Origin of the sequence: Bradyrhizobium sp. BR 1433, from assembly GCF_051547665.1 — a bacterium.
GTDB lineage: Bacteria > Pseudomonadota > Alphaproteobacteria > Rhizobiales > Xanthobacteraceae > Bradyrhizobium > Bradyrhizobium australafricanum.
In genome coordinates this window covers 6,071,454-6,086,635 of sequence record NZ_JBPUGG010000001.1, presented here as the reverse complement: position 1 = coordinate 6,086,635, position 15,182 = coordinate 6,071,454, and the positions used below count along the sequence as shown (strand labels likewise).

The window sequence follows — 15,182 nt, the reverse complement described above, 5'->3', positions numbered from 1 at the left end:
CGGCCAGCTCGTCATCCCCGCCTAGTGCAATTGCGCACGGGAGCGGGGATGAAGTACGCCGCGGCTTCTCGGATCAAATGCAGGTCTCTGGAATACTGGGTCGCTCGGTCCAGCCGGGCGACGACAGCAGTGCAAGCGACTACCCGCCCATCTTCGCGATCAGCGCGTCGGACACCTCGAAATTGGCGAACACGTTCTGGACGTCGTCGTGCTCGTTGAGCAGGTCCATCAGCTTCAGCAGTTTTTCGCCGGTCTCGTCATCGACCGCGACGGTGTTCTGCGGCTTCCAGGTCAGCGCCGCCTTGCGCGGCTCGCCGAACTTCGCCTCCAGCGCTTTCGCGACTTCGCGGAAAGTGTCCTGCGAGGCGTAGACCTCATGGCCGCCCTCGCTGGAGACCACGTCGTCGGCGCCGGCCTCGATCGCGGCGTCGAGCATGGCGTCGTCGGAGGCGACCTTGGCGTCGTATTCGATGATGCCGGTGCGATCGAACATGAAGGCGACCGAGCCGGTTTCGCCGAGATTGCCGCCCGACTTGGTGAAGAAGGAGCGGATATCGGAAGCGGCGCGGTTGCGGTTGTCGGTCAGCGCCTCGACGATCACGGCGACTCCGCCGGGGCCATAACCCTCGTAGCGGATCTCATCATAGTTCTCGCCTTCATTGCCCGCGGCCTTCTTGATGGCGCGGTCGATATTGTCCTTGGGCATGTTCTCGGCGCGGGCCGCGACCACGGCGGCGCGCAGCCGCGGATTCATCGCCGGGTCCGGGGTGCCGAGCTTGGCCGCCACGGTGATTTCGCGGGCCAGCTTGCCGAAAAGCTTCGACTTCTGGGCATCCTGCCGGCCCTTGCGGTGCATGATGTTCTTGAATTGGGAATGGCCGGCCATGCGACGTCTCTTCGGAGCTTAGGGTCTGAACAGGGATGGAAAACGCGGCCTTATAGGCCCCTCACGGTCAAAATCAAAGGATCGGCGGGGCCCTCCGGCGGAGGAATACTACCGCAAGCCGGAATATGAGGCACTTGTTAACCATGACTTCACGCCCGGATGCGAGGATCGCCCCGTCCCGCCGCAACTTTCCACAGCCCCCAAAGAGCCCACATGGCGTTCGGTTTGTTTCGAAAGCAAGTGCCGGAGCCGGCTGCACCGGCCGTCGCGCCGCAGGTTCCAACCGCGGCCGCCGCCCCTGAGGTCTCGACCGAGACTGATTCGGCCAAGGATTCATCCAAGGATTCCTCCAAGGAGATCCTGGAATTGCTGGAACTCGAGCTCGGCGCGATGATCCGCCAGCTCGAACGCGCCGCGAGCTCGGTCGCCGACGGCGCCGAGGCGACGGCAGCCAAGCTCGCGACCATCCGCACCCGCACCGACGCGCTGACCGGCCGCAGCAGCGATGCGCAGAGCACCGCGACGACGTTCTCGCAAGCCGCCGACCGCTTCACCCACTCCGCCGAGGGCATCGGCGCACAGGTGCGCAGCGCGAGCCAGCTCGCCGACGACGCCGCGGCCGCGGCGCGCGAGGCCACCGCCAACGTCGATCGGCTGCGCGAGTCTTCAGCCGCGATCGGCAACGTCGTCAATCTGATCGCGCAGATCGCGCGGCAGACCACGCTGCTCGCGCTGAACTCGACGATCGAGGCGGCGCGCGCCGGTGCCGCCGGCAAGGGCTTTGCGGTGGTCGCAACCGAGGTCAAGGCGCTGGCGGTGCAGACCCAGAGCGCGACCGAGGAGATCACCCGCAAGATCGAGGCGCTGCAGAAGGACGCCACCGGATCGGCGGACGCGGTGCACCGCATCTCCCAGGCGATCGAAAAGATCCGCCCGGTGTTCGAGAACGTCAACGGCGCGGTCGCCGAGCAGAATGAAATCACCGGCGAGATGGGCCAGAACGCCGCCTCCGCCTCGCACTTCATCGTCTCGGTCGGCACCAGCGCCGACGAGATCGAACTCGGCAACGCGCGAAGCCGCCGCGCATGGCGACAACGTCGCCAAGGCCGGCAAGGCGGTGACTGCGTTCGCGCAGAAGCTGAAAGCGCGCTGCGCGGTGCTGCTGCGCCAGGACGAGCGCGGCGATCCGCGCAAGAACGAGCGCCTGCCCTGCAGCCTCAAGATCGAGATCACGACCGCGCGCGGCCTCGTCACCGCGCCGGTCTACGAGATCGCGATGGACGGCATTCTGATCGGCGGACCCGATGCCGAGAAGCTGCCGGCGCAGGAGACCCTGAACGCGACATTGCAGGAGATCGGCGCGTGCCGGATCCGGATCGGCGAGCGCTCCAAGGCAGGCAGCCAGGCCCGCTTCGAGGCGGCAACCGCCGAGCTGCGCGAAAAAATCGAAGACCGGATGTGGGCGATCCACGAGGAGAACGCCGAGCTCGTCACCCGCGCGATCGAAGCCGGCAGCGCGCTGGGCAAGATGTTCGAGAACGGGCTGGCGAGCGGCGCGATCGCGATCGCCGACATGTTCGACACCGACTATGTCGAGATCGCAGGCACCAACCCGGTGCAGTACCGCACCAAAATGCTGGACTGGGCGGAGCGCACGCTGCCGGCGTTCCAGGAGGCATTCCTCGCCAGGGACAAGCGAATGGCGTTCTGCGTGATGATCGACCAGAACGGCTATCTGCCTGTCCATAACAAGCTCTACTCGCAGCCGCAGCGGCCGGGCGACGTGGCATACAACACCGCCAACAGCCGCAACCGCCGCATCTTCAACGACGCCACGGGCCTCGCCGCCGGCCGCAACCAGCGCGCCTATCTGATCCAGACCTATGCGCGCGACATGGGAGGCGGCAACACGGTGATGATGCGCGAGATCGACGTACCGATCCGCGTGCGCGGCCGGCACTGGGGCGGGTTCCGCACCGCCTACAAGCTTTGAACGCTTCGTAGCGACAAAAGGCCCGAGTGCGCGCTCAGGCAAGACCGGCAGCGCGAATCACGCTTTAGGATCGGACTGGGGAATGCTGCGGCGGCCGACCGGCCGCTGTAACGGAGGAAGCGTCGATATGTCGGCCGCGCAGCTTGCAGTTCTGGATACGTCATCGGACCGAACGCTGGCCGAGCGGCTGGTGGACCAGCTCGCCGACCGCATCGGCGGCCTCGGGGTGGAACTCGCCGACATCGCCGGCAACGTCCAGGAGGTCGCGAACCGCGTCAGCAGCCAGTCCGAGCGCTTCCATCATTTGCAGACGACGGCCGAGACGATGGTCGCCGCCAATCACGACATCGCCAACGCATCGCAGGCGGTGCAAACGACCGCATCCGCCGCGGTCGGCCAGATCGCGGAGTCCCGCCATGTGGTCGAGACGGCGGTCAGCCATATCGCGGAGCTCGTCGCGGCGGTCGGACGGATCGAGGCGCGGCTCGCCGCGGTCGGCTCCGCGCTGAGCCAGGTCGCCAAGGTTTCCGGTTCGATCGAGGCGATCGCCAAGCAGACCAATCTGCTGGCGCTCAACGCCACCATCGAGGCGGCGCGCGCCGGCAATGCCGGCCGCGGCTTTGCCGTGGTCGCGAGCGAAGTCAAGAACCTTGCGGAAGCGACCCGCCAGGCGACGCATCAGATTTCCGACACCGTGCGCGATCTCGACGGCCAGATCGGCAGCCTGATCGGCGAGAGCAGCGATGCCTCGTTGCGCGCCAAGAGCGCCGGCGAAGGCGCGCAGCAGATTTCGGGCATCATCATGCGCGTGCAGGAAGGCTTCTCATCCGTCGGCGCCGAGATCGGCAGCGTGGCGCGCGCCGCGACCTCCAATCTCGGCCATTGCGACAGCGTGATCGCGGAGCTGAACGAGCTGGCCAAGGGCGTCGATCTCTCCTCGCGCGACCTCAAGCACGCCGACAGCCGCGTCGCGAAACTGCTCGAGCTCTCCGAGAGCCTGATCGTGACCATCGCCGACAGCGGCGTGCAGACCAGTGACACGCCGCTGATCCGCGTCGTGATCGACACCGCAAGGCAGATCTCGGAGCTGTTCGAGAATGCCGTCGCGCGCGGCGAGATCACGCTCGCGCAATTGATGGACGAGAATTATCGCGAGATCGCCGGCACCAATCCGAAGCAGTACCTGACCGACTACGTCGCGTTTACCGACCGCGTGCTGCCCGCGATCCAGGATCCGATCCAGAAGAGCGATCCGCGCATCGTGTTCTGCGTCGCCTGGGCGCGCAGCGGCTATCTGCCGACCCACAATCCGAACTACCGGCAGCCGCAGGGGCCGGACCCGGTCTGGAACAACGCCAATTGCCGCAACCGCCGCCTTTTCAACGACCGCGCGGTGAGCAAGGTCGCGGCCAACACAAAACCGTTCCTGCTGCAGACCTATCGCCGCGACATGGGCGGCGGCAATTTCGTGCTGATGAAGGACCTGTCATCGCCGATCGTCGTAAACGGCCGCCACTGGGGCGCATTCCGGATGGGTTTTAGGCAGGGTTGACGGCAGCTCCGTAGCCCGGATGCAGCGAAGCGTAATCCGGGATCAATGCGACCGCAGAGAGATTCCGGATTTCGCTTCGCTGCATCCGGGCTACGGCAACCTCACTTCACCCAAAACCCCGGCACCGCAGGCTCGAGCCGCCCGCCGGCGCGCACCGGCGCGACCTTCACCGCGAGCCCGGTCGCATCGTCGGTCTCGACCGCGATGCCGCTCAGTGTTGCCACACCGCCCGCCGGCTCGAAACGACCGGAGGGAATGCCGGTGAGGAAGCGCTGCAGCGGCTCCTCCTTCTGCATGCCGATCACCGAGTCATAGTCGCCGGTCATGCCGGCATCGCTCATATAGGCGGTGCCGCCCGGCAGCACCTGATGATCAGCGGTCGGCACGTGGGTATGGGTACCGACCACGAGGCTGACGCGGCCGTCGCAGAAGAAGCCGATGCCCTGCTTCTCGCTGGTCGCCTCGGCATGGAAATCGAGCACGATGGCGTCACAGCCCTCGCGCAGCGGGCAGGCCTCGAGCTCGCGCTCGATGGCGCTGAACGGATCGTTCGAGGACGGCTCCATGAAGACGCGGCCGATCGCGTTGAGGACCAGCGCGCGCTTGCCGCTCTTGGTATCGACCAGCGTGGCGCCGCGGCCGGGCGAATGGCGCGGAAAATTCAGCGGGCGGATCAGGCGCGGCGCGCGCTCGATGAAGACCAGCGCCTCCTTCTGATTCCAGGCGTGGTTGCCGAGCGTGATCGCATCGGCGCCGGCGTCGAGCAGCTCCTGATAGATCGCCTCAGTGATGCCGAAGCCGCCGGCGGAATTCTCGCCATTGACGACCACGAGATCGAGCGACCAGTCCCTGATCATGCCGGGAAGGTGGTCGGCGATGGCGGTGCGGCCGGTCCTGCCGACGACGTCACCAACGAAGAGAATTCGCAAGGCTAGCTACTCCGGAAATCGAACGTCTTGCGCTCCGTTAGCACATAATCGAGTGGGACGTCGTGCGACAGCGCCGGAATCGCCTTGGTTTCCTGTGCAGCAAAGGCAAGTCCGACCCCGATCACATGCTTGGCCTTGCGCAGATGCGCGAAGGTATAGTCGTAATAGCCGGCGCCGTAGCCGATACGGTGACCGAGCTTGTCGAATGCCGCGAGCGGCACCAGCATCACGTCCGGATGCACCTCGGCGGCGGCCGGCGACGGCTCGGGAATGCCGAGCGGCCCGAGCATCAGCCGGTCCTGCGGCGACCAGCTGCGGAAGGTCAGCGACTGGCCGCGCGCGTTGATGCAGGGCAGCGCGAGCCGCGCGCCCTTGTCGGCAAGCTTCTTCATCAACGGCGCCGGATCGAGCTCGCTGCGGATCGGCGCATAGCCCGAGACGATCATGCCCTGCGCGATCTCGAACGGCGCGCCGCGCTTGGCGAGCGCTTCGGCAGCCGTCGCGCGCTGCTCGTCGCTCAGCGCATCGCGCTTGGCGAGAGCCAGCGCCCGGAGCTCGGCCTTCGATGGAGATGCGTGCATGATCCATCTTCCGCTGTCGTCGTCCGCGACAACGGACGATCCATCATTCCAGAGACGCCAGCTTTCGTTAAGGCCAGGCCGCGGCGCGCTGGACGCCCCGTGTCGCGGGGCACAACACTGCTAGACAATTCAACCGCCGCAGCGCGACGACAAGGCAACAGCAAAAATCAGTGCGAAGCCGCAGAGGCCGTTGGAGCGCTCGATCCCGGAGTTCCCTACGAAAGTAGGTGGGCACCATATGTCCGGGTCCACGGACCCGGCCAGGGACAGTTCCCTAAAGGATCGATAAGGCCCCGGGGATATATGGCTCCTGACGCACGACGCAGCTTCGCGGGGGCTAATCTAGCCATCGTTGCCCCAATCCGCCAGCGGTAAGGAAGACGCAGGCTTGGCTTCTGGAAGAAACTGTCATGGCCGGGCTTGTCCCGGCCATCCACGTCTTTCTTTTCATGGAGACAAATACGTGGATGCCCGGGACAAGCCCGGGCATGACGAATGTGTGGAAACACCGAGACCAACAGGGACGAACGAAGATCACCCGATCGCGATGCCGCCGCCGATGGTGCGGTTGAGCACCTGCGTGGTGCGCTCGATCCGCTCGGCGGCGGCGTTGAGCGCGTTGGAGACCGCGGTCTGGGTCGCGCGGGCGCGGTCGATGGCGGCAACGCGCGCGTTGCGCAGCTGCTCGACCTCTTCCTCGAGGCTGCGGATGCGTGCGCTGGCGTCAACCAGTTCGTCGCAGGCGGTGAGCGCCGCCATCACCGTCAGCCGCGCATCGCCGATTTCGCCGAACTTGCCGCGCAGCGATTCCACGCGCTGCTGGAGATTTTCCGCGAGCTTCAGGAGCCGCACCTCCTGGCCCTCCTCGCAGGCCATCCGGTATTGCCGGCCATTGATGGTGACGTTGATGTGGCTCATCTGCTGTCTCCGCCGTCGAGCACGGCGCGAATGCTGCCGATTGCCGCGTCGAGTTTTTCCGCGATCTCGCGATTGGCGCGCTCGAGCTTGCGCGTCTTCACCAGCGATCCGTCGAGCTCGTCGGCAAGCCTGGAGCGATCGGCGCCGAGCGCCTGGATGCGGCTCGCCAATTCGTTCTCGTCGCGGTCGGCCTCGCGGCGCCGCTCGACCGAGCTCTCCAGCGCATCAAGCGCTGCCATCAGCCGCTTGGTCGCAGCATCGATATCGGCAAGCGGTGCCTCGGTATTGCCAGACCCGTTGGCGAGACGATCACTCATGACACGCGGCGTGGACCTTTCAAGTCGGTTGGCTTGGTAGCCTGCGGAAGACAGGCCTGCCGCACGGCAAAACTGGCGGTTCGGCAAGCGTTTACGGGACGAAATTTACGTGGCAAGCGAGGGAAGCGCAACGGCGGCGCAGAACTATGCACCGTTGAATGAAATAGGGCGATTTCGGGCAACTTTTCCCCGTTTTGAGGCGTTTCATCGCCTTGGACTTGCGGAATTGAGGTGCTAATCCACCCCCAACCCGTAAGGCCATCCACGCGCGTATCGCGGCTGCCCGCCCGATCCGTCCCGCAATCAGCTCCTCATTTTAGGCGGACTTTTCATCATGACGCAGGTCGATCACACCCGTATGGCCAATGCGATCCGTGGCCTTGCCATGGACGCCGTCGAAAAGGCGAATTCCGGCCATCCCGGCCTGCCGATGGGCGCCGCCGACATCGCGACCGTCCTGTTCACAAAATTCCTGAAATTCGATGCGGCCGACACGGCGTGGCCCGATCGCGACCGCTTCGTGCTCTCGGCCGGCCATGGCTCGATGCTGCTCTATTCGTTGCTGTACCTCACCGGCAACAAGGACATGACGCTCGACCAGCTCAAGCATTTCCGCCAGCTCGGATCGCTGACACCGGGACACCCCGAGAACTTCCACACCAAGGGCATCGAGACCACCACCGGTCCGCTCGGCCAGGGCATCGCGACCGCGGTCGGCATGGCGGTCGCCGAGAAGATGCTGGCCGCCGAGTTCGGCAAGAAGATCGTCAACCACCACACCTATGTGCTCGCCTCCGACGGCGACCTGATGGAGGGCATCTCGCAGGAAGCGATCGCGCTCGCCGGTGTCTGGCGGCTCAACAAGATGATCGTGCTGTACGACGACAACGGCATCTCGATCGACGGCCCGACCTCGATCTCCGATTCCGTCGATCAGGTGAAGCGCTTCAAGTCCGCAGGCTGGGCCGCCGAATTGATCGACGGCCACGATCCGCAGGCGATCGCCGCTGCAATCACCCGCGCGCAGAAATCCAACAAGCCCTCGATGATCGCCTGCAAGACCACGATCGGGTACGGCGCGCCGCACAAGGCCGGCACCGCCAAGGCGCATGGCGAAGCGCTCGGCGCCGACGAGCTCAAGGCGGCAAAGGAGAAGCTCGGCATCTCGCTCGAGCCGTTCTCGGTGCCCGACGACGTGCTGAACGCCTGGCGCGAGGCAGGCGCCCGCGGCGCCGCCGAGCACAAGGCGTGGGACGAGCAGTTCGCGCAGCTCGGCAGCCGCAAGCGCGCCGAGTTCGAACGCCGCATTCGCCACGAGCGGCCGCAGTCGCTCGCCAAGGGGCTGCGCGCCTTCAAGAAGGGGCTCCTGGAAAATCCGCTCAACGTCGCGACCCGCAAATCGTCGGAAGCCGCGATCGAGGTGATTGCGGCTGCGATGCCGATGGAATTCGTCGCCGGCTCCGCCGACCTCACCGGCTCCAACAACAACAAGGCGAAGTCGGCGACGGCGTTCGGCGCCAAGACGCCGAAGGGCCGCTTCATCCATTACGGCGTCCGCGAGCACGGCATGGCGGCGTGCCTCAACGGCATCTTCCTGCATGGCGGCTTCGCGCCGAACGGCGCCACCTTCCTGGTATTCACCGACTACGCGCGCGGCGCGATGCGGCTGTCGGCGCTGATGGGCACCGGCGTCGTCTATGTCATGACCCATGACTCGATCGGCCTCGGCGAGGACGGCCCGACGCACCAGCCGGTCGAGCATCTCTCCGCGCTCCGCGCGATGCCCAACATGCGCGTGTTCCGTCCCTGTGACGCGGTCGAGACCGCCGAGTGCTGGGAACTGGCGCTCAACCGCGTCGACGGACCGACGGTGCTGGCGCTGACTCGCCAGAACCTGCCGCAGCTCCGCACCACGGCGCCGAACGACAACCCGTGCAGCCACGGCGCCTATGAGCTGGTCGCGGCGCAGGGTGACGCAAAAGTGTCATTGTTCGCGTCGGGTTCCGAGGTCCAGATCGCGGTCGAGGCGCAGAAGCAGCTCGCCGGACGCGGCATCGCGACGCGGGTGGTCTCGGTCCCGTCGCTGGAATTGCTGCTGGCACAGCCCGCCGAACGGCAAAATGCCATTATCGGCAACGCCCCGGTCAAGATCGCGATCGAGGCCGCGGTGCGCTGGGGCTGGGATGCCGTGATCGGCCATGACGGCGAATTCATCGGCATGCACGGATTCGGCGCCAGCGCCCCGGCGAAGGACCTTTTCCGGCATTTCGGCATTACTGCTGAAGCCGTCGTTAACGCTGCCACGAAGCGCGTCTGACGCTGGCCTGACACCCGTCGGCCAAGGTTGAGCTTGTCGCAAAAAAGGATTACCTAAGCTCCATCTTTTCCGTACGCGCCCGGCCGAACCGGGCGTTCCGCCGTAAAAACCTCGTGGGAGCGCTCCCGCGGGGCTGACAACAGCATTAGAGGAGACGAGCATGGCAATCCGCGTCGCGATCAACGGGTTTGGGCGTATCGGCCGCAACATTCTGCGCGCCATCGCCGAGTCCGGCCGCAAGGACATCGAGGTGGTCGGCATCAACGACCTCGGCCCGGTCGAGACCAACGCACACCTGCTGCGCTTCGATTCCGTGCACGGCCGCTTCCCCGGCACCGTCACGGTCGACGGCGACACGATCAGCCTCGGCGACAACAAGATCAAGGTTTCGGCCGAGCGCGATCCCTCCAAGCTGCCGTGGAAGGCGCTCGGCGTCGACGTCGCGCTGGAATGCACCGGCATCTTCACCGCGAAGGACAAGGCCTCCGCGCACCTCACAGCCGGCGCCAAGCGCGTGCTGGTCTCGGCGCCCGCCGACGGTGCTGACGCCACCATCGTCTACGGCGTCAACCACGACACGCTGACCAAGGATCACCTGGTGATCTCGAACGGCTCCTGCACCACCAACTGCCTCGCGCCGGTCGCCAAGGTCCTGAACGACACCGTCGGCATCGAGACCGGCTTCATGACCACGATCCATGCCTATACCGGCGACCAGCCGACGCTCGAACACCCTGCACAAGGATCTCTATCGCGGCCGCGCTGCGGCGATGTCGATGATCCCGACCTCGACCGGTGCCGCGAAGGCGATCGGCCTCGTGCTGCCCGAGCTGAAGGGCAAGCTCGACGGCGTCTCGGTCCGCGTTCCGACCCCGAACGTTTCCGTGATCGACCTCAAGATCGTCGCCAAGCGCGCAACCGACGTCAAGGAGATCAACGAGGCGATGAAGCGTGCGTCCGAGCAGCAGCTCAAGGGCATCCTCGGCTACACCAACGCGCCGAACGTCTCGATCGACTTCAACCACGATCCGCACTCGTCGACCTTCCACATGGACCAGACCAAGGTGCAGAACGGCAACTTCGTGCGCGTGATGTCCTGGTACGACAATGAGTGGGGCTTCTCGAACCGTATGGCGGACACCGCCGTCGCGATCGGCAAGCTGGTTTAAGTTCGACTGTTCGCGATGCCCGGCTCACCGCCGGGCATCTGCGTGTTTGCCGCTCCGTCATTCCGGGATGGTCCGCAGGACCAGACCCGGAATCTCGAGATTCCCCGATGCGCAATTGCGCATCTGAGGTTCGATGCTCCGCATCGCCCCGGAATGACCCAGGAGTTCGACACCCCCCATGACAAAATCGTTCCGCACCCTCGACGACGTCAACGTGAAGGGCAAGCGCGTGCTGCTGCGCGTCGACCTCAACGTCCCCATGGAAAATGGCCGCGTCACCGACGCCACCCGGCTCGAGCGCGTGGCCCCCACCATCACCGAAATTTCTGACAAGGGCGGCAAGGTGATCCTGCTCGCCCATTTCGGCCGCCCCAAGGGACGCGATCCCAAGGAATCGCTGAAGCCGGTCGCTGAAGCGCTGTCGAAGGTGATCAAGCGCCCGGTGGCCTTCGCCGAGGACTGCATCGGCGAGCCCGCGGCCGCCGCTGTCGGGGCCCTCAAGGACGGCGACATCCTCTGCCTGGAAAACACGCGTTTCCATAAGGAGGAAGAGAAGAACGACGCCGGCTTCGTTGCAGAGCTCGCCAAGCTCGGCGACATCTGGGTCAACGACGCCTTCTCCGCCGCGCATCGCGCCCACGCCTCGACCGAAGGCCTCGGCCACAAGCTGCCGGCCTATGCCGGCCGCACCATGCAGGCCGAGCTCGATGCGCTCGGCAAGGCGCTGGAAGCGCCGACCAAGCCGGTGATCGCGATCATCGGCGGCGCCAAGGTCTCGACCAAGATCGACCTCCTGGAAAACCTCGTGAGCAAGGTCGACGCGCTGGTGATCGGCGGCGGCATGGCCAACACCTTCCTGCACGCGCAGGGCGTCGCCGTCGGCAAGTCGCTCGCCGAAAAGGATCTCGCCCCGACCGCGCTGCGGATCATGGAAAAGGCCAACGCCGCCAACTGCGCGATCATCCTCCCCGTCGACGCTGTCGTCGCCAACCAGTTTGCCGCCAACGCGCCGTCGCATGCCTATGGCCTCGATGCGATCCCGGCCGACGGCATGATCCTCGACGTCGGTCCGCAATCGATCGCGCGCATCCATGCCGCGATCGACGACGCGGCGACGCTGGTCTGGAACGGCCCGCTCGGCGCCTTCGAGCTGACGCCGTTCGACCGCGGCACCGTGGTGTCGGCCAAGCATGCCGCCGAACGCACCAAGGGCAAGAAGCTGATCTCGGTCGCCGGCGGCGGCGACACCGTCGCGGCACTGAACCAGGCGGGCGTGGGCGGCGATTTTTCCTACGTCTCGACCGCGGGCGGCGCGTTTCTTGAATGGATGGAAGGCAAGCCGCTGCCGGGCGTCGAAGTTCTGAAAAACCGTTGATTTAGGTCACATCCGCGAACTTGCACTACAGGGAGAAATGGAATGGCTCGCATAACGTTGCGGCAACTGCTCGACCACGCGGCCGAGCATGATTACGGCGTACCTGCCTTCAACATCAACAACATGGAACAGGCGCTGTCGATCATGGCGGCAGCCTCCGAGGTCGACGCGCCCGTCATCATCCAGGCTTCGCGCGGCGCGCGGTCCTACGCCAACGACGTCATGCTCAAGCACATGATGGACGCCGTCACCGAGATCTACCCGCAGATCCCGGTCTGCGTGCATCTCGACCACGGCAACGAGCCCGCCACCTGCATGACCGCGATCCAGTCCGGCTTCACCTCGGTCATGATGGACGGCTCGCTGAAGGCCGACGGCAAGACCCCCGGCGACTGGGACTACAATGTCGGCGTCACCAGGACCGTGACCGGCATGGCCCATCTCGGCGGCATCTCGGTGGAAGGCGAGCTCGGTGTGCTCGGCTCGCTCGAGACCGGCATGGGCGACAAGGAAGACGGCCATGGCGCCGAGGGCAAGCTGTCGCACGACCAGCTGCTGACCAATCCGGACGAGGCCGTGAAGTTCGTCAAGGAAACCAAGGTCGATGCGTTGGCGATCGCGATGGGCACCTCGCACGGCGCCTACAAGTTCACCCGCAAGCCCGACGGCAACATCCTCGCCATGAACGTGATCGAGGAAATCCATCGCAAGCTGCCGAACACGCATCTCGTCATGCACGGCTCCTCGTCGGTGCCGCAGGAGCTGCAGGAGATCATCAACGCCAATGGCGGCAAGATGAAGCCGACCTGGGGCGTGCCGGTCGCCGAGATCCAGCGCGGCATCAAGAACGGCGTGCGCAAGATCAACATCGACACCGACAACCGGATGGCGATGACCGGCCAGATCCGCAAGGTGCTGAAGGACAATCCGGAAGAGTTCGATCCGCGCAAGTACCTCAAGCCCGCGATGGAGGCGATGACCAAGCTGTGCAAGCAGCGCCTGCAGGAGTTCAACACCGCGGGCCAGGCCAGCAAGATCAAGAAGGTGCTGACCACGGCGGAAATGGCCAAGCGCTACGCCGCGGGCCAGCTCGACCCCAAGGTTGCCTGACGTATCTCTCCCTCTCCCCGCCCTTCGCGGGGAGAGGGTTGGGGTGAGGGGCTGCTTCCACGAGCGGCGAATGCGGTTAGACCTGTACCCCCTCACCCGGATTGCATCTAGCGATGCAACATAGCCGAAGCTCGACTTCGGCGTTCTTTGCCGACGGCCGCCGAAGGCGGCCTATGCCTCTCCCCGCAAGCGGGGCGAGGTGAACAGAACAAGCCAAATCTACGCGCGATCTCAGCCGCGACGAACGTTTTCTAGGCATTTGCCCGAGAACCGCCTATTTTGGTTTGCAAAGGCAATGGCTCTGGAGGACGCCCCGATGAACCTCTCCGACCTCAACAAAATCGCGCTTGCCATGGTCACCCCGGGCAAGGGCATCCTCGCCGCAGACGAATCCTCCGGCACGATCAAGAAGCGGTTCGACGCTATCAAGGTCGATTCGACCGAGGACAATCGCCGCGACTACCGCGAGATGCTGTTCCGCTCGCAGGAGGCGATGAGCAAGTACATCTCCGGCGTCATCCTTTACGACGAGACGATCTGGCAGAATGCCAAGGACGGCACGCCGCTGGTCAAGCTGATCGAGCAGGCCGGCGCGATCCCCGGCATCAAGGTCGACGAGGGCACGCAGGCGCTGCCGAACTGCCCGGGCGAACTCGTCACCGTCGGCCTCGACAAGCTCGCCGAGCGGCTGAAGAAATATTACGAGCGCGGTGCGCGCTTTGCGAAGTGGCGCGCCGTGATCGATATCGGGCCGCGAATCCCGACCCAGACCGCGATCCGCGTCAACGCCCATGCGCTGGCGCGCTATGCCGCGCTGTGCCAGGCCGCGCAGATCGTCCCGATCGTCGAGCCGGAAGTGCTGATGGACGGCGATCACGACATCGACCGCTGCTACGAGGTGACGCAGCGCGTGCTGAACCGCACCTTCCAGGAATTGCGGGTGCAGCGCGTCGCGCTCGAAGGCATGATCCTGAAGCCGAACATGGCGATCTCGGGCAAGAAGTGCCCGAAGCAGGCGCCGGTGCAGGAAGTCGCCGAGAAGACCATCCGCCTGCTCAAGAGCTGCGTACCGGCCGCGGTGCCCGGCATCGCCTTCCTCTCCGGCGGACAGAGCGACGAGGAAGCGACCGCGCATCTCGACGCCATGAACAAGACCGGCAATTTGCCCTGGAAACTGACCTTCTCCTACGGCCGCGCGTTGCAGGCGGCGCCGCAGAAGGCGTGGTCCGGCAAGCCCGACAACGTCCCCGCGGGCCAGCGCGCCTTCTCGCATCGCGCCCGGATGAACGGACTCGCGAGCACCGGCAATTGGGAAGCCGGCCTCGAGAAACAGGCGGCATAGTTGGCGACCAAGCCCGTTCCGCCGCGGCCGGCGCCGCGCCTCTATCTGGCAACGCCGGCGGTCGATGAGCCCGCGCGGCTTGCGGCCGAGCTCACCGAGCTGCTTGCCACGGCCGATGTCGCGGCCGTGCTGGTGCGGCTGCGCGAGAGCGATCCGCGCAGCATGATCTCCACCATCAAGGCGCTGGCGCCTGCGATCCAGCACGCCGGCGCGGCGCTGCTGATCGACGGCCATCCCGATATCGTGGCTCGCGCCGGCGCCGACGGCGCGCATCTGACCGGCGTCGCCGCGATGGAAGAGGCGGTGCCGTCGCTGAAACCCGACCGCATTGTCGGCGTCGGCGGGCTCGCGACCCGCCACGATTCCATGGCCGCGGGCGAAGCCGGTGCCGACTATGTGCTGTTCGGCGAGCCCGACGCCAACGGACAGCGGCCCTCGCGCGAGGCCATCGCCGAGCGGCTGGAATGGTGGGACGAATTGTTCGAGCCGCCCTGCATCGGCTTTGCAACCTCGCGCGAGGAAGCCGAGGCGTTCGCGGCGGCCGGTGCGGATTTCGTGCTGGTCGGTGACCTCATCTGGTCCGATCCGCGCGGCGCCAAGGCGGCGCTTGTCGAGATCGGCGACGCGATTGCGCGGGCGCATGCCGGCACATTCGGCAAGGCCAAGGCCGACGGAAGGGCCGAGGGATGACGC

General features: G+C 65.7%; 11 protein-coding genes, 1 other RNA gene and 3 pseudogenes. 9 read left to right on the top strand and 6 right to left on the bottom strand.

Annotation, left to right across the window (positions count from 1 at the left end; translation table 11 throughout):
* Positions 1 to 139: 139 nt before the first annotated feature.
* A complete protein-coding gene (locus tag ACSKB9_RS29330) occupies positions 140 to 886 on the bottom strand; it encodes a YebC/PmpR family DNA-binding transcriptional regulator (RefSeq protein ID WP_016842553.1) in 747 nt (248 codons plus the stop codon).
* Positions 887 to 1,099: 213 nt separating this feature from the next.
* Here ACSKB9_RS29330 and ACSKB9_RS29325 point away from each other — a divergent pair.
* Together ACSKB9_RS29325 and ACSKB9_RS29320 are read left to right on the top strand one after the other, a co-directional pair.
* Positions 1,100 to 2,879: pseudogene (locus ACSKB9_RS29325) on the top strand (methyl-accepting chemotaxis protein).
* Between the two features lie 127 nt (positions 2,880 to 3,006).
* Positions 3,007 to 4,431: a methyl-accepting chemotaxis protein gene (locus ACSKB9_RS29320; protein WP_438077461.1), complete on the top strand. Its 1,425-nt coding sequence runs from the start codon at positions 3,007 to 3,009 to the stop codon at positions 4,429 to 4,431.
* Between the two features lie 101 nt (positions 4,432 to 4,532).
* Here ACSKB9_RS29320 and ACSKB9_RS29315 read toward each other — a convergent pair whose 3' ends face one another.
* The 5 genes from ACSKB9_RS29315 to ACSKB9_RS29295 form a co-directional block, all read right to left on the bottom strand.
* Complete coding sequence (locus ACSKB9_RS29315; RefSeq protein ID WP_092087611.1) at positions 4,533 to 5,360, bottom strand: TIGR00282 family metallophosphoesterase; 828 nt, start codon at positions 5,358 to 5,360, stop codon at positions 4,533 to 4,535.
* Between the two features lie 2 nt (positions 5,361 to 5,362).
* Entirely contained in the window at positions 5,363 to 5,941 is a 579-nt protein-coding gene (locus ACSKB9_RS29310) for a 5-formyltetrahydrofolate cyclo-ligase (protein WP_028332813.1), read from the bottom strand.
* A 171-nt stretch (positions 5,942 to 6,112) separates the two neighbouring features.
* Positions 6,113 to 6,273, bottom strand: a non-coding RNA gene (gene ssrS / locus ACSKB9_RS29305) — 6S RNA.
* Positions 6,274 to 6,475: 202 nt separating this feature from the next.
* On the bottom strand, positions 6,476 to 6,859 hold the full coding sequence (locus ACSKB9_RS29300) for a cell division protein ZapA (RefSeq protein ID WP_028332812.1): 384 nt from the start codon (positions 6,857 to 6,859) through the stop codon (positions 6,476 to 6,478).
* Positions 6,856 to 7,176, bottom strand: a complete 321-nt coding sequence (locus ACSKB9_RS29295) for a DUF4164 domain-containing protein (protein WP_018269681.1) — start codon at positions 7,174 to 7,176, stop codon at positions 6,856 to 6,858. Before ACSKB9_RS29295 ends, ACSKB9_RS29300 begins: the two co-directional genes overlap by 4 nt.
* 334 nt (positions 7,177 to 7,510) lie before the next feature.
* Between ACSKB9_RS29295 and tkt the strand changes: the two genes are divergently transcribed.
* The 7 genes and pseudogenes from tkt to ACSKB9_RS29260 all read left to right on the top strand — a co-directional run bounded on the left by tkt (position 7,511) and on the right by ACSKB9_RS29260 (position 15,179).
* The gene (tkt, locus tag ACSKB9_RS29290) at positions 7,511 to 9,493 is read left to right on the top strand and encodes a transketolase (protein ID WP_438077458.1); all 1,983 of its coding nucleotides are present in this window, start codon (positions 7,511 to 7,513) and stop codon (positions 9,491 to 9,493) included.
* Positions 9,494 to 9,653: 160 nt separating this feature from the next.
* Positions 9,654 to 9,905, top strand: a pseudogene (locus tag ACSKB9_RS29285) (glyceraldehyde 3-phosphate dehydrogenase NAD-binding domain-containing protein); the annotation flags it as partial.
* Between the two features lie 273 nt (positions 9,906 to 10,178).
* Positions 10,179 to 10,662, top strand: a pseudogene (locus tag ACSKB9_RS29280) (hypothetical protein).
* 178 nt (positions 10,663 to 10,840) lie between these two features.
* Entirely contained in the window at positions 10,841 to 12,037 is a 1,197-nt protein-coding gene (locus ACSKB9_RS29275) for a phosphoglycerate kinase (protein WP_438077456.1), read from the top strand.
* 42 nt (positions 12,038 to 12,079) lie between these two features.
* Positions 12,080 to 13,147, top strand: coding sequence for a class II fructose-bisphosphate aldolase (fba, locus tag ACSKB9_RS29270; RefSeq protein ID WP_438077454.1), 1,068 nt, complete (start codon positions 12,080 to 12,082; stop codon positions 13,145 to 13,147).
* Between the two features lie 316 nt (positions 13,148 to 13,463).
* The gene (locus tag ACSKB9_RS29265; protein WP_438077452.1) at positions 13,464 to 14,489 is read left to right on the top strand and encodes a class I fructose-bisphosphate aldolase; all 1,026 of its coding nucleotides are present in this window, start codon (positions 13,464 to 13,466) and stop codon (positions 14,487 to 14,489) included.
* A complete protein-coding gene (locus ACSKB9_RS29260) occupies positions 14,490 to 15,179 on the top strand; it encodes a thiamine phosphate synthase (RefSeq protein ID WP_438077450.1) in 690 nt (229 codons plus the stop codon).
* Positions 15,180 to 15,182 lie beyond the last annotated feature (3 nt).